Below are 21,031 nucleotides of genomic sequence, written 5' to 3'. Positions count from 1 at the left end.
ATCAAATCCCCTTATCCTGCTTTACTATTATTTTCTGGATTTCGAGTTTATCTCCGGCTTGCTCTATCTGTAAACGAAGTACGCAAGCTCCTGCGGAAAGAGTGAGTTTTCCTATTTCTCTTTCCGTCCATTGTGCGGAGCAGGGTAATTTCACTGGTTCCGTCTTTACTTCCGAATCAAAAGCTACGGACAATAAAGAATTTCCTTTTGATTGATAAACTAGACAATAGGTGATTCCGGGATGAATGAAGTTACGTCGTTGCGCTTGTACTCCATTTTGAATGTTCCCTATCCATACAATCCCAATAATCCATATAATTCTGTTAATCATAGTGCGATTCGATTTCTTTTCTACCAAATGACAAGCAAAGATAGCATTTCGTAGTAAAAAGAAGCTCAAATAGATAAGTTATTATCTCTCTATTGCAAAGTTCTTTCCTTCTAATACTAAAGTTGCTCTTAACTAATAGAAATCTATAATTGCAAGCTTTGATTATAAAAACGAAAGTTTCATTTATATAATTGCAAGTTCTGATTATATAAATGAAACTTGCATTTATAGTTTATGTTTAACCTAAAGAAAGTTTGGTATTAGAAGAAAATAAGTTTGCACCTAATGCAAAGAAATTTATCTATTCATACTTCATGTTCCAGATTATGCTATTTGACGGTGATCTTCTTTATATATTCATTCGTGATAAAATCATCTGTGTTTTTCATCTTCACACCATTGATCATCACATTATCAAAGATGATATTCTTGACGGAGCGTTCTTTATCAAACCCTTTCAATAGAGACGGATTCTCACCCACTCCATTATAAGTGATATTGCGGAAAGTAATATCTTCAATTCCCCGTCCGGGCTGTTTATCATACTTTGAATTGAAACGGACATTAATATGAAACAATCTTCCCTCCTGAATACTTTCTACACGGATATCTTCAAATAATATCTTACGTACCAGATTTTTATCACCGCAATCCACCGCCATACAGCCCTGATAAAGAAGATCATCTTCGTCATGTTCCAGAATATCGACATTCCGGACGGTTATATCCTCAACCACTTCTCCCACTGCGTCGTCCGGGTTACCGTGTCCTCCAATGTTGATCGGGTGAGCAATATCCGCCCAAAGGATTGAATTCTGTAAAGTCACGTTACGACTTCCTCCGTAATAGTTCCAGCGATGGGCATAGATGGCAATACAGTCATCACTGTTCCGCATAAAAACATTGTCTATTAATACGTCACTGCAACACATCAGGTCTATGCCATCACTCCATCCTTTACAACTGAAAGACTTTAAATTCTTGATGATCAAGCCAGTAGATTCACCTCCAAATACTGTATAGTGATCAGGATTTATGACTGTAATACCGTCAATCCATACATTTTTAGAATGAGTAACTTCTATTCCACGGATCGAATGGTCGAGAATACCACGCCCGACAATGCGTACATTTTCAGCTTTATCAATCAGTAATTTAGCTTTTACAACAGCTCCGGGAGCTAAATAAACAGTAGTATTGGAAGGAATCTGTATCTGTGTATTCGGCAAATCTTTCGGACGATGGACACCCGGCCCGAAATACATCACTTTGTCACTGCTTTCAGTATAAGTTTCTGTTTCCAAAGGATTAGCAAACAAATGAAGATTATGCAAACGATCACCATTAAACTCAATCGACAGGTATTGAGGTCTAATTAATGTAAAAAAGATTGCATTGTGATTTACCGTATGTTGTATACCTATTGCCAACGGACGGATTTTCACATCCTGAATTGAACCATTGTTCTTTTTCACCATCACTTCTACGGGACTGCCCATATCAAACTGTACCATTGAAGCAGATTGTACCCGATCCATATCTACCTGAACTTCATATTCGAATACATCTTTCCATTCACCACCTGCTTCACGTACTTTGACTGTATAATCATCATTATGTGGCATACCTGTGTTCAGTCCTTCCGGATAGGTTACTAATTGAGCGTTCCCGAATGTTGAAAACACAATAGCTATCGCTAATAAACATTTTCTTTTGCCAAATAAAACTTCTACCATATTCATATCACCAAACTATGTTATACTTTAATTATTCTATTTATTGAAGTTCTTTGCAAAGCTACACTTTCTATTCCGGTCAGGTTGGCAACCTGGTAACAGAAACTGCCAAACAAGGAACCAATACAAAAAATCTCCTTTATTGTCTATTACGAACAATAAAGGAGATTTACCTAGAGTATTTCTGTTTTTTCAGTTTTCTTATTTCCCGCCTTTTATACTTGCCTCTGCAAAAACACTTCTCTCATAATTATCAGGCAAACCATCAGCTAGCCCGATACGGCGAAATATATATAGAAGGGCGCATTCAGTTTCCCTGTGTGTTTTCATACAATAAATAGTCGGATAATAAAGTGCCTATTTCTTTTCTTACTGGAAAGTAGGCATCTTGAATCTGTATAATAATCCACCTACCATGGAAGCTACGCGGTCAGGTCTTCCCTGTTCGGAGCCATCGTATGTATCGGTACGGATACCCACTTTAGGTTCGGCATACAGATACAAAGAAGAAGCCACTTTCAGCTTTACCTGCACACCGGCATCCAGTCCCGGCACTGCCTGAAACTTACCGTAACGGCGTACCAGTCCGGCAGTAACTCCCACAAAAGGAACAACGTCTATCACATGATCGGGGCTATATCCTTTTGCCAATGTGGCCAGACTCATCATATAATCCATACCCAAACCGGCATAATGGAGATTCATCTTCGACGACGTTTTGGCCTTGTACATAATTGTTCCGTTTACCCGCCATGCAGATAATGGAGTGTACCATTTGCCAATGCTTCCTTTTGCTTCTACACCTGCATTCTTCACCAAATCCTTGTTGGCTACGAGCAAACTACCCAATCCAAGTGCACCGGAGATGAAGTAACGCTTGTCATCCTGACCAAACACGCTACGATTGGCTGCTTTTGAATAAGGAACAAAGCGATAGTGGAAACCTGCATTGACTCCTACCATCACGTCTTTCTGCATAAAGCCCAGATTGCCTTCGATGAATTTATCTCCATACAAGCGAATCTGTGGTTCAATATACAAACCGAGAAAATCATTCACATGCCATAATCCCTGTATGCCCGCATTAACACCCGGTTGGAATTTATGGTCTGATTGGGAAGTATAAGCAAGGTTAACACCTACCGAACCTATTAAATCAAAGATACGATCGGGATTATATCCGCTCATGGTAGACGTTATGTTCCACAAGTAATCAAGGCCGCCACTGACACTGGCATGTCTAAGTTTGCCCGCTTTAACACTTCCCGGAACTACATAGTTCGTAAAGAGTCCACCCATACCCACCAGGCGCAAACCGGAGTAAGGACTCAACCACTTACCGATAGAGACAGAGGCCTGCGGACCTAAAGAACCAAGGTTTTCAAGATTCGTCTTATTCAGGAACATTTGCACACCGATTCCCGAAGTCATAAACAGATTGTCTGCAATGTGATTGCTTGAGAATCCATTCTTCGGACGTGCCGCACGGTCAATCGTATGATAAGTCAAACCAAAATTCAACTCTCCGAGTTGGTCTGTATTGCTACCTACTCCGCGACCTCCTGCATATCTCTTAGTATACACATTAAGGCGAGGTTCTATAAATAAATCCACAGAACGGTTGATACGGAAACTTCCTTGCACACCAACTCCTATTCCCGGAGCATACTTGGCGGTTTTATCCACTCCTTTCGTACCTGCCAGGTTAACTCCGGCAATACCGATCAGACTAAATATTCTGTCTTCATCATATCCCCAAAGAACATTATTGATATTCAACAGATAGTCCGCATGCAGATCGACATGCTTAAAGTAGCCGCTTGCACTGCCCGAAGGGGTGTCTGAAAGTCCAACTGTCCCGGACAAACGCAGACCGGAAGAAGGACTGAACCATTTACCGATTCCGGCAGAGAACTGCGGTCCTGCTCCTTTAATCGTATTCTTGATTCCCGGAACTTTCAGCGTACTGATACCACCGGATAAAGAGATAAACATATGATTCAGGAAAGAGCTATTATCAAAATCATCGAAATGGATCTTAGTTCCCATCGGAGCAGCAGGCATATAGTTCAGACCTACCAGAACCGAACCTGCCATTTTATAATTTCTCCAACTTTCCGTATGGGCAAAACCGTCATTATACCATCCGATCCGTGGCTCTACAAACAAATCCAATGTAGGAGAAAGACGTACATTTCCCTGTAAACCGAGATGAGCGCCGTAATAAAGCTGACTGCCACCTTTCAAATCCGGATACTTTTCGGAACGCCCGCTATTATCGCCCACCTTAGAATAACCGGCTTCTATACCTGCAATCCCCAATAATTCAAAACAACGGTTCGCATTGTATCCGTATGCCAGAGAGGACATATTCAACAGATAGTCCAGGCTACCGCCCCCCATTTTTATTTTAGAATCGTAGATACTCGACGGCAGATAACCCAAATTCACCCCTATCCGAAGTCCGTGAACCGGAGTAATCCACTTTCCCATAAAGAGATGAGCGGTCATTCCCATCCCATCCTGACTATCTCCACTTGTAAACAAGCTGTATGGCCCGATTCCGGCGGAGAAAAAGAGATGTTCATTGAATTTATTGCTCTCGAACTTTTCATTCGCAGGCCGTTTCTGTAACATATATTGCAATGCACCATAATCCTGTGCCTGTAAGGTAACAGCAAGCATCAGGAAGATTGCCGCTGCCACATATTTATTGTTGATTCTGAAGATATTCATCGTTTACTCTTGTTGTATATATCATTATTTAATTTTCTGCTCTTCCGGCAGCAAGTCAATAATATCCCCGTCCACCTTCGCTACTTCCAATAAGGAAGGATCAAGTTCAAGGGCCTTCTCAATGCTCATAATCGCATCACCTATTTTCTCCAGACGGTTGGCGGCAATCGCTTTTATATAATATTCGCGGGCTGTCTCTACATCCATGGCAGAAATCTTATCCCATGCTTCCTGATTTTTCTTCATTGCCAGTAGCATCACCACCTCATTGAAAGGACTGGTAGCCGCCACCTTTTCGAAAGCATCATTATAATAACCGGCCAATGCCTGAACGATGGCCTGCAAATCTTCAGAAACCGCTTCTTCGGGAACCAACGTCAGTACAGAATCCGCTTTTGTATATTTCCCTTCATGTAATAAGGCAATAGCCTGATTGGACAATAACTCTGCCGGTGCCGATTTACTGACAAACGGTTCGAGAATACGTGAATCCGGAGTATCTTTCTGTATTTTTGCCACTGCCAGTTCATTGGCTGCATACGTAAAATTATCATAAAGTTCAAGAGCTTCCCTGCAATACTTTTCTCTTTCGTCGGGAGTTTTTGCCGTCGTAATCATACGGTAATATTCGAAACGGGTCAGTTCCTTCGGATTCTTTCTGTAAAGTTCTCTAATCTCGTCGTCCGTCAAAGAACGGAAGATTGAATAACCATACGTATATTGCACCTTTCTCAATTTAGGCAGATAAGTAGCCGCAAGTTCCTTATAGAAAGGTTTCGATTTCAAGACCCCATTCAACCGGTAAGGAGTAGCTGCATATTGTTTGATTAAGTCCTCTACTTCTTTCGCCAATTCCGGTTTGGAATCCTTCTTCAGCAATTCAGCCACTTCTTTCCATGAAGCTACCGACGCATCCGATTTCACTTCCAGCAGCTTGCGTGTTTCCGGATCCAGTTGGGCTAGAATACGTTCCAGTGCTTTATCCGTACGTAACTTTGCCAGACGGAGATTCGTCTCGTAGGAACCGTCCGGTGAAGCCACTCCCGTGATATGGAAACTCTTCAAAGAGGCATCCGGATTCGTCTCAATACCACGTAATTCCTGATTCAACCGGTTCAGTTCCACCTGATTCTGTGGATTCTTATCATCCAAATCGGCTTTACCTACCAGGAAGGTCAGGTTAACCTCCCCTTTCGTATCCCGCAACTGCATCACGGGTTTCGGAAGATATTTCTCGTCCGTCAGGCTGAAAGCGGAGAATTTATACTCCAAGAAACGAAGCGGGTTGACTGTTCCGCGTGCAATGGAGAAAGAGTCGCGATAAATGATATTCCGGTAATTTTCCATCGCCAGATGCACATCCGCACGATAGTCATGTTGCAGATATTCTATATAGATAGAATCATGATAAGCAATAATATCCCCTTTGCGTGAAGAAGTCGTTTTCACACGGATGTAATCGTGCAAAGGGTCTTTATCCATATCATAATCGTACATTCGATTTTGCGTTGTATTATAAGTATCTCCGTCGAATACAACAGGACGCATCAACAGACGCTTTTTCTGTGTCACATCATAAATGGAAGGCTGCAATACCAAGCGGCGATGTGAGTTAAACATCTCCTTAGGCACCGGGACACGGGTTTTCAGATGGAAATAATTACCTTTGATTTCGATGTCCGTAGGTTCCGGAATCACTTTATCCTTCACTTTGGAAGTAATCGTTACCTCGTCCAGTTCGATGACGGCATCTTTCAATACCACATTCAGAACCTGCTTGCCTGCCACCTTCACCGTTTTGTCCTCATAACCGACACATGTAAACTTCAACGAGCCGTTTTTCTCAACCAATACACTGTAACGGCCATCCTCGTCGGACATTTCTATACGTTCGTCATTGACCGGATTCAGCACATTTACATTCGGAACACTTTTTCCCTGCGGGTTTGTGACATGCCCCTGCACACGGATCCGTTGGGCAGATACATTCATGCCGACTAACATCATCGCCACGAGAAGTATACCTGCTAATCTATCACGTTTCAAATTGATTTTCATTCTCTTTTCTGACTAGCTAATGTTCGTTATCGAATAATATAAACAAAAGATATCCCCAGTTTGACAGGTGCAATGGTGGTCTTACTATCGTTGACCGCACCCGGTTTCGGAGTACCCTTATCATACTTAAACTGACGGTAGCGCAACACACCCACTCCGGCAGTTGCTTCGATATTCCAATGATCGCCCAGCACCCATGCATATCCATAGGTCAAACCTGCGGCGTATGCATCGCCTTTGTGATGCACATCTTTCACCATCATATTAAAATTATTCACGAAAGCGGTGATTCCAAGAAAATGACTCACCATCGGACGATTTAGCCAGTAACGAACTTCAGGCTGAAAATGCGTGAAAGTCGTTTTAAAGTTGTCTGTACTGATTGGGTTCGCAGCAATCCCCATGTTTAAGGAGACATGGCTACCCAATACAAATTCTGCTTCTACATTCGGACTGGCGGTCAGCCAACCTAATGCATTTGTCTTTACAGCCACCCGCTGTGCGTGCACATGTACACCACAACATAATAACAGAAATGATAACGCAGCAATTACCCTGCGACCATTTCTCATCACATATACCATCATTTATTTCCCACTAAATATTTCCCACTAATATTTACCCACAAAAAAGGGCTTACTGTCCATTTTATATACTACTTGGACAGAAAGCCACAAAATTAGAAAAAATATAGTATTAAAAACGTTTAAACGCGCTTTTTTTGTTTTTTATTGCAACTATTTCCATCTTAGGCCATAATATATCATACTACGGATAAGATATACAATTTTTCTTTATTGCAAATGAAACATCAGATACGCAACAATATAGGCTCCGGTGCAGCATCGGATTTTATCTTCTTATCGCCGATAACAACCGTACAGGGGGCAGAAGAAATAATATACCATTTTCCCCCTTTCTTTTCGAGCAATACATTGGCGGCATTGTCGGTCTGGATCATTATCCCGGGCGTAACCAATTGGGTTCCATTCCCTAAAAACAACGTCCGGTTTCCTGCATATTCATTGCTGATAACGGCATAATCCGCTTTCACTTTCATTCCCTGATAAGTAGCGGTTTGTGCGGCATCGGATAGAGAGAAGATATGATCTATACGTCCGTTTTTGCTTTTCACACAGATTCCGGCAAAGTCTTCTAAACCTGCTCCTTCCGCATCAAAGTAAGAGACGGACTGAATAGCGGACGGTTCCTTTTTCGTGCTCGGTTCGTATATCGAAACAAAAGGACGATTCCATGCTTCTCCATGCTGGCGGGCAACAAATGTCAGCGTCGGCTGCTCCTTTATATTATAGGGCATATTCGGTGTGCGGCTCAACCCTTCGGTCATTGGCGCCAAGGCCGTAAAGACTTCACGATCCGGTGCGCCTTTCATCCAAAGATTCATGTATATATCATCGCCATCCTTATCTTTCATATCAATGGTGAAAGTTGCCTTGACATCCTTATCGGTTGCAGCCACTTTCTTATCATATAAATAGGAATAAGCGTAAAGATGTGCACCTGCAAAGGAGAGTTCTTCCGTAGGCTGGAGATTCAGGTCGCTGCCATCTGCTGCCGTCAATGTCAAAGTCTGCCCAAGGTTATGATAGAAGTAATCGTGCATCTTATCGCCTCCTTTCTCTTTCCGGCTGCGGAATACATCGACATAATATCCTGTCTCCGCCCCGGTAGTGACAATACTCATCATACGGGTCTGATCCGCCCTGCTTTCCGGTTCACGGAAATAAAGGTTACTGTAAGTGACGGACGTAAATGCTTTGCCCGGTTCCGCTGATGCCGGAAAACAGGAAAGCAACTCAAAAGAATGGTTACTTTTCATCACCGGATAGCTCGATATTCCATCCACACAAACTGTATTATGACTGGGGAATTGAGAATAATATTCCGCATAATCCAGTCCGCTGTACAGGAAAAGCCCGATACCTGCATCCGGACCCAGTACATATCCTTTTCCGTAAAGTTCCATCGAAATGCCGTTAGCGTGCATGTGATTACCTTCACTGCCATTCAACGAAATCATCAAACTGTTGCGCGGATGCATACCGTTGCGCTGTACCAGCCACGACACATTGGGAGCATAAAATAAAGGAGAAACATAATCTTCTATCTTTCCCGGCTGCACTTTGGGATTTAGCGTCAGCGGTTTATCTTCAAAGAAAGAATTGACAGATACACGCACATTCTTCTTTTCTGTTTTATCATTTCCCAAATCCGGGTCCAGGCATTTCAGTAAAGCCGTGAAATAGTTTTCCTGTCCTTTCTTCCCGTTCGCCTGTGCATTCTGTATCATACGGATAAAGAAGTTCGTACTCAAATATCCCGGATGCGTATCTCCAAAGCCACAAATCATGCGGTTGGGAAACAGATATTGGGGAGTGGTTGCTACCGCTTTCGACAATACAGGCATTGCTTTCACCAAATCATATTGCAGATTCGTATCAAACTGATTCACAAAATTGGCATAATCATTGATTACCACACTGCTATATCCCGGACATTCAGCCCAAATTCCTGTATTGGTGTCGAAACCGTAATCCGCCAGTCGAGTCAGACTCCATTGGCGGATGCTGGAACGGTTCATCACATAGTCAATATAATATTCGCGTCCTTTTCCGTCGGCATATTCCTTATTGTCTTCCAATACCAATCCGACATTCATAATAAACCGTGCCTGTAACAAATTCCAATTGTTATGAGGTACACCGTTCGCAATGATATTATCCGCCCATTTCTTGAAAGCTCCGGCATAGATTTCCATTTTATCCGGGTAATTAGCCTTTAGGTAATTATATAGAAAATCATATAAAGGGACAACGATATGGAGTGCATCTTCATGGATTACCTCGAAAGAAGTCAGCCCTACCAATGTTTGCTGATGCCCGTGGTTCAAGTCGATGGGGACATTTCTATAATAAATCCCCGTCATATATGTATCAAAGACTCCTGCGGCAAGTTTGGCGAACTTCTCTTCATCCGTCATCCAATAAAGGAAAGCGGCATCACGGGCAATTCCCAGAATTTCGCAGTTCAGACTTTCGATATTCCGCCCGGTTTTGGATGGGTGTACACTCTCCATAGGACGGTCGGGAAGTGCATTATTGCAAAAAGTCACATTCCCGTCCGCATCATCATAAGGAACGACATCCGCCAATTTGGGGCGGCCGTGAGTAGCAGCCGTTCCACGGGTTCCTGTATAGCGCACAGTAGGATAAGGAGCCTTTTCACCGCCTGCATGGTCGAACGTTTCACCTTTCACATATACTTCCGTGGCATGAGATTTCCAGTACATCGCCAAACGGGACAACAACCAAGATGGTTGAGCATCCGTCAGGTTTGTATATACTTCCGTCCGTTCCTTCAATTTATTGAAGACATCTTTCGCCCATTCTTCTTTTCTAATCAACTTCCATGTTTCCTGCTTTCCCGCCGGAGTGGTCAGTACCCGCGGATGCGCCTGCGGCATCGTTTCCGGCAAGGGAATCGCTTGTCCGGATGCACTGTTCAGAAAGGATAAAAAACACAGTCCCAGTAAAATTCGTCTCATACTTCAATTATCTTTTATTAGGTTTGATACCTAATTAAATACGAAGATAGAGATTTATTTACCTAAATCCTCCGTCAAAGATCGGTTTTATTTGCACAAGAGCATGCTGTTATTCCAAACAAAGAATTATATTTGCAAAAAACCTACTAACAATTCTGATACTTATGAAAATCTTATCTATCCATGATTTGGCTACAATCAGGAAGAGAGCAGAACACAAACTTTCATTACGTGAAGAGAGTAATGAAAAAGTGACCGAAAAGTGCTGCGGACTGGCGTCCGGCACACAGCATCTTCAGATTCTTATCTGCGGCGGTACAGGGTGCAAAGCCTCTTCCAGTCAAGGCATTACGGAACATCTCCGGACAGCCATCGAAAAGAACGGCATTGCCGAAAAGGTAGAAGTCATCACAGTGGGCTGCTTCGGCTTCTGCGAAAAAGGTCCCATTGTGAAAATCATTCCCGACAATACATTCTACACACAGGTCACTCCCGAAGATGCGGAAGACATCATCACCGAACATATCATCGGCGGCCGGAAAATAGAAAGGCTGCTATACATAGATCCTAAAACGGAACAGACCGTCAGTGACTCCAAACACATGGATTTCTATCGGAAACAACTCCGTATCGCCCTGCGTAACTGTGGTTTTATTGATCCCGAAAACATCGAAGAATATATCGCCCGAGAGGGGTACTTCGCATTAGCCGATTGCCTGCTCAACAAACGACCGATGGATGTGATTGATATCATCAAACAGTCCGGTTTGCGCGGACGCGGCGGTGGCGGTTTTCCTACCGGATTGAAATGGGAGTTTGCCCACAAACAGAAATCAGATGTCAAATATGTAGTCTGTAATGCCGACGAGGGAGATCCGGGTGCGTTTATGGACCGTTCCATCATGGAGGGAGACCCTCATTCGATTGTAGAAGCGATGTGTGTCTGCGGTTATTCTATCGGTTCTTCCAAAGGATTGGTGTATATCCGTGCCGAATATCCGTTGGCTATCAACCGTCTGAAAATCGCTATCGATCAGGCACGCCAATATGGGTTGCTGGGAGATCATATCTTGGGGACTGATTTTTGTTTCGATATAGAAATACGATATGGGGCAGGTGCATTCGTCTGCGGAGAAGAAACCGCCCTGATTCACTCCATGGAAGGAAAACGGGGTGAACCAACCCTCAAACCTCCCTTCCCTGCCGAATCCGGTTATTTGGGCAAGCCTACTAACGTAAACAATGTAGAGACGCTTGCCAACATCCCCATTATTTTGACGAAAGGTGCCGACTGGTTTGCAGCCATCGGAACGGAACGTTCCAAAGGAACGAAAGTATTCGCCCTTGCAGGAAAAATAAACAATGTCGGCCTGATTGAGGTACCGATGGGAACTACCCTCCGGGAAGTAATCTATGAAATCGGTGGCGGTATCAAAGGCGGAAAGAGGTTCAAGGCAGTGCAGACAGGCGGACCTTCGGGCGGTTGTCTGACAGAGAAACATCTGGATACTCCTATCGACTTCGATAATCTTCTGGCTGCCGGCTCTATGATGGGTTCGGGAGGTATGATTGTCATGGATGAAGACGATTGTATGGTATCGGTTGCCCGTTTCTACCTCGATTTCACCGTTGAAGAATCTTGCGGAAAATGTACGCCTTGCCGTATCGGCAACAAACGTCTGCTGGAACTGCTGAACAAGATAACGGAAGGAAGAGGTACGGAAAAAGACCTGGATACCCTCGCTACTTTGGGACAAGTAATTAAGGATACTGCTCTCTGCGGATTAGGGCAGACTTCTCCGAATCCTGTTCTATCAACACTGGACAATTTCTATAATGAATACGTGGAGCATGTGCGGGATAAAACCTGTCGCGCCAAGCAATGTAAATCACTGCTGACTTATACGATTAATCCGGAGCATTGCATCGGTTGTCATTTATGCGCCAAAAACTGTCCGGCTGATGCAATCGGCGGCTTAGTGCGAAAACCGCATGTAATCAATCCCGATAAATGTATCAAGTGCGGCATGTGCATGGCACGCTGCAAATTCAATGCTATTCTTGTCTGCTAAAATCTATTTACTATGGAAGAAAAACAAATTACTCTCCAGATAGACGGTCATTTCATCACTGTGCCCGAGGGAAGCACTATTCTTGAAGCCGCCATCAAAATCGGTATCAATATACCTACGCTGTGTCATATCGACCTGAAAGGAACTTGCATAAAAAATAATCCGGCTTCCTGCCGTATTTGTGTGGTTGAAGTGATGGGACGACGCAACCTGGCTCCTGCCTGCGCTACCCGTTGCACGGAGGGCATGGTAGTAAAAACCAGTACCCTGCGCGTAATGAATGCTCGCAAAGTGGTGGCTGAACTGATCCTTTCCGACCATCCTAATGACTGTCTCACTTGCCCTAAATGCGGTAACTGCGAACTTCAAACGTTGGCACTGCGTTTCAATATTCGCGAAATGCCTTTCAATGGTGGTGAGCTGTCCCCCCGTAAGCGGGAAATTACTGCTTCTATCGTCCGTAATATGGATAAATGCATCTTCTGCCGCCGTTGTGAAAGTGTTTGCAATGATGTACAGACTGTCGGAGCATTGGGAGCCATCCGTCGCGGCTTCAACACCACCATCGCTCCCGCTTTCGACCGAATGATGACGGAAAGTGAATGTACTTACTGCGGTCAGTGTGTGGCTGTCTGTCCCGTAGGCGCATTAACGGAACGTGACTACACCAACCGTCTGCTTGACGATCTGGCTAATCCGGACAAAGTAGTGATTGTGCAGACCGCACCTGCCGTACGGGCTGCCCTAGGTGAAGAATTCGGATTTCCTCCCGGCACTCTGGTAACCGGGAAAATGGTATATGCGCTTCGCGAACTGGGATTCGACTATGTATTTGACACGGATTTTGCAGCGGATCTTACCATTATGGAAGAAGGTTCTGAAATTCTGAACCGATTGACACGTTATCTCAACGGAGATAAATCCGTGCGGTTACCTATCCTGACCTCCTGTTGTCCGGCATGGGTCAACTTCTTCGAACATCATTTCCCAGATATGCTGGACATTCCGTCTACCGCCCGCTCCCCACAACAGATGTTCGGTTCCATCGCCAAATCCTATTGGGCGGAGAAAATGGGCATACCCAGAGAAAAGCTGGTAGTCGTATCTATCATGCCTTGTCTGGCTAAAAAGTACGAATGTGCCCGTGATGAGTTCAAAGTGAACGGTATCCCCGATGTAGACTATTCCATTTCCACCCGTGAGCTGGCACGACTGATTAAACGTGCCAATATCGGCTTCCCTCTCGTACTGGATAGCCCATTTGACAACCCGATGGGTGAATCGACAGGCGCCGGTGTCATTTTCGGAACAACAGGTGGCGTAATGGAAGCCGCTCTCCGTTCTGTCTATGAAATCTATACCGGAGAACCTCTGAAAAATGTAAATTTCGAACAAGTACGCGGACTAAGCGGTGTTCGTCGTGCTACTATTAACCTAAACGGATTTGAATTAAAAGTAGGCATCGCACACGGACTAGGCAACGCTCGTCATCTATTGGAAGATATACGGAACGGGCACAACGAATATCATGTCATCGAAATTATGGCTTGCCCCGGAGGCTGTATCGGTGGCGGCGGGCAGCCTTTGCATCACGGCAACTCGGAAATACTCTATGCACGCGCTAACGCACTTTACCGCGAAGACGCCAACAAACCTTTGCGCAAATCGCACGAGAATCCGTATATCAAGACATTATACGAGGATTATCTCGGCAAACCGCTGGGTGAGAAATCGGAAACTCTCCTGCATACGCATTATTTCAACAAAGCGATTGATTAACTTTTAAATGAAGAGTATTATGTCAGATATCAAACTAGCCTGTGACATGGCAGAGCAAATCAAAACGATCTGCGACAAACATGGAAATAACCCGGGCGAACTTATCAATATTTTGCATGAAGCACAGCATCTGCAAGGGTATTTACCCGAGGAGACGCAACGGATTATCGCTTCCAAACTCGGAATTCCCGTATCAAAAGTGTATGGTGTCGTCACTTTCTATACTTTCTTTACCATGACTCCCAAAGGAAAACATCCCATCTCCGTCTGCATGGGTACAGCTTGTTATGTACGTGGTTCCGAAAAACTGCTGGAAGAGTTCAAACGTGTATTGGGTATCGAAGTCGGTGATACCACCCCGGACGGAAAGTTCTCATTAGACTGTCTGCGTTGTGTAGGTGCCTGCGGACTGGCTCCGGTAGTGATGATCGGCGAAAAGGTGTACGGACGCCTGCAACCGGTAGATGTAAAGAAGATTATTGAAGAATTGGAATAAACGCTCAAACGTTTCTATATAAAAATTAAAGCGGCTGCTTTGATTATTCAAAACAGTCGCTTTTACAAATTTCAAATAACACTAAAAAAAAGCGGAGAGAACGAGATTCGAACTCGTGATACACTTTTGGCGTATACACGCTTTCCAGGCGTGCCTCTTCAACCACTCGAGCACCTCTCCTTGTTCGGGGCGCAAAAGTACAGGAAGTTTCCGTAACTCGCAAATATTTGAGAAGAATAATGCAATATTTTTTATATTCAGACTTTTATTGAAAAGATTTATACATCTACTTATTTAAATTCAAGGTAATATATTCGAATAGGGAGAGAAATAAAAAAAGTCCTGCCATGATAATATGTCATGTAGGACTTTTTTATTGCCTTAAGTTTTTTGGGCGGAGAGACAGGGATTCGAACCCCGGGTACCTCGCAGTACAACGGTTTTCAAGACCGCCGCAATCGACCACTCTGCCACCTCTCCAAAACCTCTTTATCAGAAGTGCTTTTCGTTAAAAGCGGTGCAAAGGTACAACTCTTTTTTTGATACGCAAATATTTTTAGGACAAAATTTACGAAAAATAAAATCAGGGCAGAAAATAAAGCTGGCAAAACAACTCTATAGTCCGTTACTAATTAATTCTCATTTTCCTTTGCATATTTACATTTTATGCATATCTTCGCCTCGTTTTCACAACAAAATAAACAATAAGCGAAAAAGCAGTATGGGAAGTATATTTAAGACTAGTATTATTTTTTTATGCCTACTCACACACACTCTTCTATCAGTAGGTAGTACCCCTAAAAAAGACCTCGACCAGATTCTGGTCATCAGCGCTTATGCAGACTCCAATCCCTGGAGCAACAGCTTCATCACTCCGATTGTCACCATGGCTTCACAAGACAGCACCATAGGAGCATATACTATATATCTGAATATGTTCGCATTGCAAAACGCCAAAGAGGTGGATAAATTCGAAGCAAGTATCTGCGAGATGTTACCTTCGTCTCCTCCCAAAATGGTGGTATTTGTGGGGAATGCCAGTTTCGTTTTCTGCGACAACCTCAATAAGATATGGCCGGACATTCCTATGTTGCTATGTGGCGAGCGGGATTATACAGGTCCGGACAGCCTTATCATTCAGGCTCATGCACTGGCTCCGCAACAGCGTATACCTATCAGCGACCTACAAAAGACGATGAACTTGACCATGTTGTACGCCAATCTGTATATCGAAGAGAATCTGCAACTCATGAAACAGCTCATTCCGCAAATGAATAAAGTCATTTATATCGGTGATGGTACATATACATGCCAGCAGAACGATTATGACCTTTCCGCAACGATCAGGAAGAAGCATCCGGACTTGGAATATCAGTTTATTTCTGCAGAAAACACCTCTACCGACAGTCTTTTCACCATTCTCCGCAAACAGAATCCTCTCACTACCGGATTTTTGTTTTCTTCCTGGTTACGAAAAAAAGACTATGAAGAAAATCTTGTAATGACCAGTAACTCCCATCGTATTATCGCCACCTCATCCGTACCTCTTTTTTCATTCAGAAGAGTAGGTATTCAGGAAGAAGGAGGAATTATCGGTGGCTATATCTATGATGAAAAAGAGTATATTAACCGGATGTTAACCACCATCAAAGAGATTATCCACGGAAAACAACCCCGTTATATCCCTATCTATAATGCCGAAAATGCTACTCCCGTATTCAATTATCAGTCATTACTCCACCGCAAACTCGATCCAAAAAATTGTCCAAAAAATACAATTTTCTATGACGCACCTCCCACTTTGTGGGAGAAATACGAATATGCGATCATCGGAACAAGCTGCCTGTTCATTCTGCTGCTGTTAGGCTTCCAATATTACCGAGTACGCACACTCGAAAGAATGAAGCGTGTCCAGCACAAAGCATTAGAAAGTACTGGCAAGTATTATAACATTATCAATAGTATGCCAATTCTTTACATGGCGGAAGAACTTATAAAAGATGAGGACGGACGGATTGTAGACACAATATATATAGACGTAAACCAACATTTCGAGAAGAGATTTTTCGAAAAACAGAAAGTTATCGGTAAGCGGGGAAGCGAAATATTTCCGGAATCACTGCCGCAGTTTCTACATTTCATGAATATCTCCCTGGCAGAAAAACGTTCCATCACTTTTTCCTACTATTATAAAGAGATCGACACTTTTTATGACATAGTAGTAAATGCCAGTGACGACGGACGATTCATGCATATATTCTGTATGGACAGCACAGAGTTGCACCATGCCCAGATGCAAATGCGTTCTATCAACCACAAGTTATCCATGGCACTCGATATTGCCAATATCATCCCCTGGAAATGGGATTTAAAGACACATACCATACAGTATGATGTAAACAGAACCGCCGTCACCGGCAATGAGAATACAGAAATAAGTGATGAACAGCTTTATATATCCGACGAACAGTATTTTACAAAAATACATAAAGAAGACCTTCCCAAGGTAAAAGAAGCCTATGCAAGCCTAATCACCAAACATACTAGAAAAGCAAAGGTGGAATACCGTATCATCAAAGAAGTGGACGGTGTGAACCATACTGACTGGATAGAGGCACAGGTAGCTGTAGAAAGTTATGACGAAAACGGACAACCACTCACTTTAGTAGGTTCCTCGCTGACCATTACCGACCGGAAGAGCATGGAAAACGATTTGATTTCCGCTAAAAACCGCGCTGAAGAGTCCAATCGACTCAAATCCGCTTTCCTTGCCAACATGAGCCACGAGATCCGCACACCGCTCAATGCAATTGTCGGTTTCTCCGGAATACTGGCTTCCACCGAGGAAGAAGAAGAGAAACGGGAATATGTCAGCATCATCGAAAATAACAATACCCTGCTTTTACAACTTATCAGTGACATCCTTGATCTCTCAAAGATTGAAGCCGGTACCATGGAGTTTGCCTACACAGACTTTGAACTGAACGGTGTAATGACCGAGCTGGAAAGTTCATTACGCCTGAAACTGTCCCCCGACAAACAAGTCACACTCACTCTCGAAACTCCGTTACCGGAATGTTATATTCATGCCGAACGCAACCGCATTTCACAGATTATCATTAATCTGGTAACAAACGCCATCAAATTTACAGAAACAGGTAACATTCGTATAGGCTACCAAATACGTGATAACAAACAGCTCTATTTCTATGTGACTGATACCGGCTGCGGCATTTCGGAAGACAAGCAAGAAAGTGTATTCGGACGCTTTGTCAAACTGAACACTTTCGCACAAGGAACAGGACTGGGACTTTCGATTTGCCAAACTCTTGTTCAGCAAATGGGAGGTGAAATCAGTGTATGCTCAACCCCCGGAGAGGGTTCCACTTTTTGGTTCACCCTCCCCTACCGTCCCGCGCTCGAAGCTCCGCAGCAGGAAGTAACAACAGAACCGGTAAAGATAAAGAAGCAAAAAATCACGATCCTGGTGGCGGAAGACCATGGAAGTAATTACCGTCTGATAGAATCCATTCTTAAAAAGGACTACAATTTACTACATGCCTGGAATGGAGAGGAAGCAGTAAGCCTATTTAGAGAACATAACCCGCAGCTCATCCTGATGGATATCAACATGCCCGTGATGGATGGATACGAGGCAACCAAAGAGATACGGAAATACTCCAAACGGGTTCCCATCATAGCCGTCACCGCCTTTGCCTATGCTTCGGACGAGCAGAGAGTAATGGAAAACGGATTTGACGCTTATATGCCCAAGCCCATCAATGCCAATCAACTGAAAGGGCAAATCACCTCCATACTGATGAAACATATCACTTTTATGTAGACCGGAAACAATCGTTTCGTACAGTCGGGGAAAGGTCATTTCCAAAGAATAGCAATATCTAGGTATTTTATGTTGAAAAGCATAAAATAGAGCATATTTATGCCGATTATATGAAAAATCATTGTAACTTTGTGCGCTCTAAAGAAAAGGATAACTACAACCTCTAATTTTATCATTTATGGAATTAAACAAGATCTTTAAAGACGGTCTTTGGAGCACTGAAATCAACGTCAGAGATTTCGTAAGTCATAACATCACTCCGTATTATGGAGATGCTTCTTTCCTCGAAGGACCTACTGAACGCACAAAAGCCGTGTGGAACCGCTGCCTCGAAGCACTGGCAGAAGAAAGAGCCAATAATGGGGTACGCTCACTGGATAATGTCACCGTCTCAACCATCACTTCTCATAAAGCCGGATACATCGACAAAGAAAACGAACTGATTGTCGGCTTACAGACAGACGAGCTTCTGAAACGTGCCATCAAACCTTTCGGAGGTATCAATGTAGTGAGCAAAGCCTGCCACGAAAACGGTGTAGAGGTGGACGACCGCGTAAAAGATATCTTCACCCACTACCGCAAGACACACAACGACGGAGTATTCGACGTATATACCGAAGAAATCCGCTCGTTCCGTTCTTTGGGATTCCTCACCGGACTTCCTGACAACTACGCCCGCGGACGTATCATCGGCGACTACCGCCGCATGGCCCTCTATGGTATCGACCGACTGATTGAAGCCAAAAAAGAAGACTTACGCAACCTCACCGGTCCGATGACCGACGCCCGTATCCGCCTGCGCGAAGAAGTGGCAGAACAAATCAAGGCGTTGAAAGACATGAAGGTAATGGGCGAATACTACGGACTCGATTTGAGCCGTCCCGCTTACACGGCACAAGAAGCCGTACAATGGGTTTACATGGCATACCTTGCTGCCGTAAAAGAACAAGACGGCGCTGCCATGTCACTGGGTAACGTCTCTTCGTTCCTCGACATTTATATGGAATATGAATTGAGCAAAGGAACCATCACCGAATCTTTCGCACAGGAGCTGATCGACCAGTTTGTCATCAAACTGCGTATGGTGCGCCACCTGCGTATGCAATCCTACAACGATATCTTTGCGGGTGACCCGACATGGGTAACCGAATCTTTGGGCGGACGCCTCAACGACGGACGTACCAAGGTGACAAAGACTTCATTCCGCTTCCTGCAAACACTGTACAACCTCGGCCCTTCACCGGAACCGAACCTGACCGTACTATGGAGCCCGGAACTGCCGGAAGGATTCAAGGAATTCTGTGCTAAAGTTTCCATCGACACTTCATCCATCCAATACGAAAACGACGACTTGATGCGCGAAGTACGCCAGTCGGACGACTATGGAATTGCCTGCTGCGTATCTTACCAGGAAATCGGTAAACAAATCCAGTTCTTCGGCGCACGCTGCAATCTTGCGAAAGCCCTGTTGCTCGCCATCAACGGCGGACGTTGCGAAAACACCGGTACAGTTATGGTGAAAAACATTCCCGTATTGACCAGTGATACGCTGAAATTTGAGGAAGTAATGGACAACTACAAGAAAGTATTGACCGAAATCGCCCGTGTTTACAACGAAGCGATGAACATCATCCATTATATGCATGATAAGTATTACTACGAGAAAGCCCAAATGGCACTTGTAGATACCAACCCACGCATTAATCTTGCTTACGGTGTAGCCGGACTTTCTATCGCACTCGATTCACTGTCGGCCATCAAATATGCCAAAGTAACCGCACGTCGCAACGACATCGGTCTCACTGAAGGCTTCGACATCGAAGGCGAATTCCCTTGCTTCGGTAATGACAACGACAAGGTAGACCATCTGGGTGTTGACCTGGTATATTTCTTCAGCGAAGAACTGAAGAAACTTCCGGTTTACAAGAATGCCCGTCCGACTCTTTCATTGCTGACTATCACTTCCAACGTGATGTATGGCAAGAAGACAGGTGCTACTCCCGACGGACGTGCCAAAGGCGTCGCTTTTGCTCCGGGAGCCAACCCGATGCACGGACGCGACAAGAACGGTGCCATCGCTTCCTTGAGTTCCGTAGCGAAATTACGTTACCGCGATTCACAGGACGGTATCAGTAACACTTTCTCTATCGTTCCTAAATCACTGGGAGCTACTGCGGAAGATCGCATCGAGAATCTGGTTACCATGATGGACGGTTACTTCACCAAAGGTGCTCACCACCTGAATGTAAACGTTCTGAACCGTGATATGCTGTATGATGCCATGGAACATCCGGAAAAATACCCGCAGCTTACCATCCGTGTTTCCGGTTATGCCGTAAACTTCGTGAAGTTGAGCCGCGAACATCAATTGGAGGTTATCAGCCGTAGCTTCCACGAACGTATGTAACAATCTA

Annotated in this window: 11 protein-coding genes and 2 tRNA genes; 5 read left to right on the top strand and 8 right to left on the bottom strand. The window is 44.0% G+C overall.

Annotation, left to right across the window (positions count from 1 at the left end; all coding sequences use genetic code 11):
- Position 1: 1 nt before the first annotated feature.
- The 6 genes from AB3G73_RS01285 to AB3G73_RS01260 form a co-directional block, all read right to left on the bottom strand.
- Entirely contained in the window at positions 2 to 331 is a 330-nt protein-coding gene (locus tag AB3G73_RS01285; RefSeq protein WP_234132037.1) for a hypothetical protein, read from the bottom strand.
- Positions 332 to 660: 329 nt separating this feature from the next.
- Positions 661 to 2,073 carry a glycosyl hydrolase family 28 protein gene (locus tag AB3G73_RS01280; protein WP_367741925.1) on the bottom strand — a complete coding sequence of 471 codons (1,413 nt, stop codon included), beginning with the start codon at positions 2,071 to 2,073 and terminating at the stop codon, positions 661 to 663.
- A 363-nt stretch (positions 2,074 to 2,436) separates the two neighbouring features.
- Complete coding sequence (locus tag AB3G73_RS01275) at positions 2,437 to 4,803, bottom strand: hypothetical protein (protein WP_367741923.1); 2,367 nt, start codon at positions 4,801 to 4,803, stop codon at positions 2,437 to 2,439.
- A gap of 24 nt (positions 4,804 to 4,827) precedes the next feature.
- Positions 4,828 to 6,861: a carboxypeptidase-like regulatory domain-containing protein gene (locus tag AB3G73_RS01270; RefSeq protein ID WP_367741921.1), complete on the bottom strand. Its 2,034-nt coding sequence runs from the start codon at positions 6,859 to 6,861 to the stop codon at positions 4,828 to 4,830.
- Positions 6,862 to 6,887: 26 nt separating this feature from the next.
- Positions 6,888 to 7,433 (bottom strand): DUF3575 domain-containing protein, encoded by a 546-nt coding sequence (locus tag AB3G73_RS01265; protein ID WP_148366366.1) that lies wholly within the window; start codon positions 7,431 to 7,433, stop codon positions 6,888 to 6,890.
- Between the two features lie 239 nt (positions 7,434 to 7,672).
- Entirely contained in the window at positions 7,673 to 10,426 is a 2,754-nt protein-coding gene (locus tag AB3G73_RS01260) for a heparinase II/III family protein (protein WP_367741917.1), read from the bottom strand.
- A 164-nt stretch (positions 10,427 to 10,590) separates the two neighbouring features.
- Here AB3G73_RS01260 and AB3G73_RS01255 point away from each other — a divergent pair, with 164 nt between their 5' ends.
- From AB3G73_RS01255 to nuoE, 3 genes are read left to right on the top strand one after another with little or no spacing between them, the layout of a single operon-like run.
- Complete coding sequence (locus AB3G73_RS01255) at positions 10,591 to 12,498, top strand: NADH-ubiquinone oxidoreductase-F iron-sulfur binding region domain-containing protein (RefSeq protein WP_367741916.1); 1,908 nt, start codon at positions 10,591 to 10,593, stop codon at positions 12,496 to 12,498.
- Positions 12,499 to 12,510: 12 nt separating this feature from the next.
- Positions 12,511 to 14,277 carry an NADH-dependent [FeFe] hydrogenase, group A6 gene (locus AB3G73_RS01250; protein ID WP_117935148.1) on the top strand — a complete coding sequence of 589 codons (1,767 nt, stop codon included), beginning with the start codon at positions 12,511 to 12,513 and terminating at the stop codon, positions 14,275 to 14,277.
- A 19-nt stretch (positions 14,278 to 14,296) separates the two neighbouring features.
- On the top strand, positions 14,297 to 14,773 hold the full coding sequence (nuoE, locus tag AB3G73_RS01245) for an NADH-quinone oxidoreductase subunit NuoE (protein ID WP_117935149.1): 477 nt from the start codon (positions 14,297 to 14,299) through the stop codon (positions 14,771 to 14,773).
- Positions 14,774 to 14,865: 92 nt separating this feature from the next.
- Here the strand turns inward: nuoE and AB3G73_RS01240 are convergent.
- Positions 14,866 to 14,953: transfer RNA gene (locus AB3G73_RS01240), tRNA-Ser, on the bottom strand.
- Positions 14,954 to 15,168: 215 nt separating this feature from the next.
- Positions 15,169 to 15,253: transfer RNA gene (locus AB3G73_RS01235), tRNA-Ser, on the bottom strand.
- Positions 15,254 to 15,494: 241 nt separating this feature from the next.
- Here AB3G73_RS01235 and AB3G73_RS01230 point away from each other — a divergent pair.
- On the top strand, positions 15,495 to 18,617 hold the full coding sequence (locus tag AB3G73_RS01230; RefSeq protein ID WP_367741912.1) for an ATP-binding protein: 3,123 nt from the start codon (positions 15,495 to 15,497) through the stop codon (positions 18,615 to 18,617).
- Between the two features lie 178 nt (positions 18,618 to 18,795).
- Positions 18,796 to 21,024 carry a formate C-acetyltransferase gene (gene pflB, locus AB3G73_RS01225; protein WP_148365989.1) on the top strand — a complete coding sequence of 743 codons (2,229 nt, stop codon included), beginning with the start codon at positions 18,796 to 18,798 and terminating at the stop codon, positions 21,022 to 21,024.
- Positions 21,025 to 21,031: the final 7 nt, after the last annotated feature.

Origin of the sequence: Bacteroides sp. L008, assembly GCF_040812255.1 — a bacterium.
GTDB lineage: Bacteria > Bacteroidota > Bacteroidia > Bacteroidales > Bacteroidaceae > Bacteroides > Bacteroides vicugnae.
This window is presented reverse-complemented; position numbering and strand designations above follow the sequence as displayed.

What these genes read in the sequence shown, in the direction of transcription:
- AB3G73_RS01270 (WP_367741921.1), bottom strand. Translation starts at nt 6,861, where the DNA reads ATGAAAATCAATTTGAAACGTGATAGATTAGCAGGTATACTTCTCGTG.
- AB3G73_RS01285 (WP_234132037.1), bottom strand. Translation starts at nt 331, where the DNA reads ATGATTAACAGAATTATATGGATTATTGGGATTGTATGGATAGGGAAC.
- AB3G73_RS01255 (WP_367741916.1), top strand. Translation starts at nt 10,591, where the DNA reads ATGAAAATCTTATCTATCCATGATTTGGCTACAATCAGGAAGAGAGCA.
- nuoE (WP_117935149.1), top strand. Translation starts at nt 14,297, where the DNA reads ATGTCAGATATCAAACTAGCCTGTGACATGGCAGAGCAAATCAAAACG.
- AB3G73_RS01230 (WP_367741912.1), top strand. Translation starts at nt 15,495, where the DNA reads ATGGGAAGTATATTTAAGACTAGTATTATTTTTTTATGCCTACTCACA.
- AB3G73_RS01280 (WP_367741925.1), bottom strand. Translation starts at nt 2,073, where the DNA reads ATGAATATGGTAGAAGTTTTATTTGGCAAAAGAAAATGTTTATTAGCG.
- pflB (WP_148365989.1), top strand. Translation starts at nt 18,796, where the DNA reads ATGGAATTAAACAAGATCTTTAAAGACGGTCTTTGGAGCACTGAAATC.
- AB3G73_RS01250 (WP_117935148.1), top strand. Translation starts at nt 12,511, where the DNA reads ATGGAAGAAAAACAAATTACTCTCCAGATAGACGGTCATTTCATCACT.
- AB3G73_RS01265 (WP_148366366.1), bottom strand. Translation starts at nt 7,433, where the DNA reads ATGAGAAATGGTCGCAGGGTAATTGCTGCGTTATCATTTCTGTTATTA.
- AB3G73_RS01275 (WP_367741923.1), bottom strand. Translation starts at nt 4,803, where the DNA reads ATGAATATCTTCAGAATCAACAATAAATATGTGGCAGCGGCAATCTTC.
- AB3G73_RS01260 (WP_367741917.1), bottom strand. Translation starts at nt 10,426, where the DNA reads ATGAGACGAATTTTACTGGGACTGTGTTTTTTATCCTTTCTGAACAGT.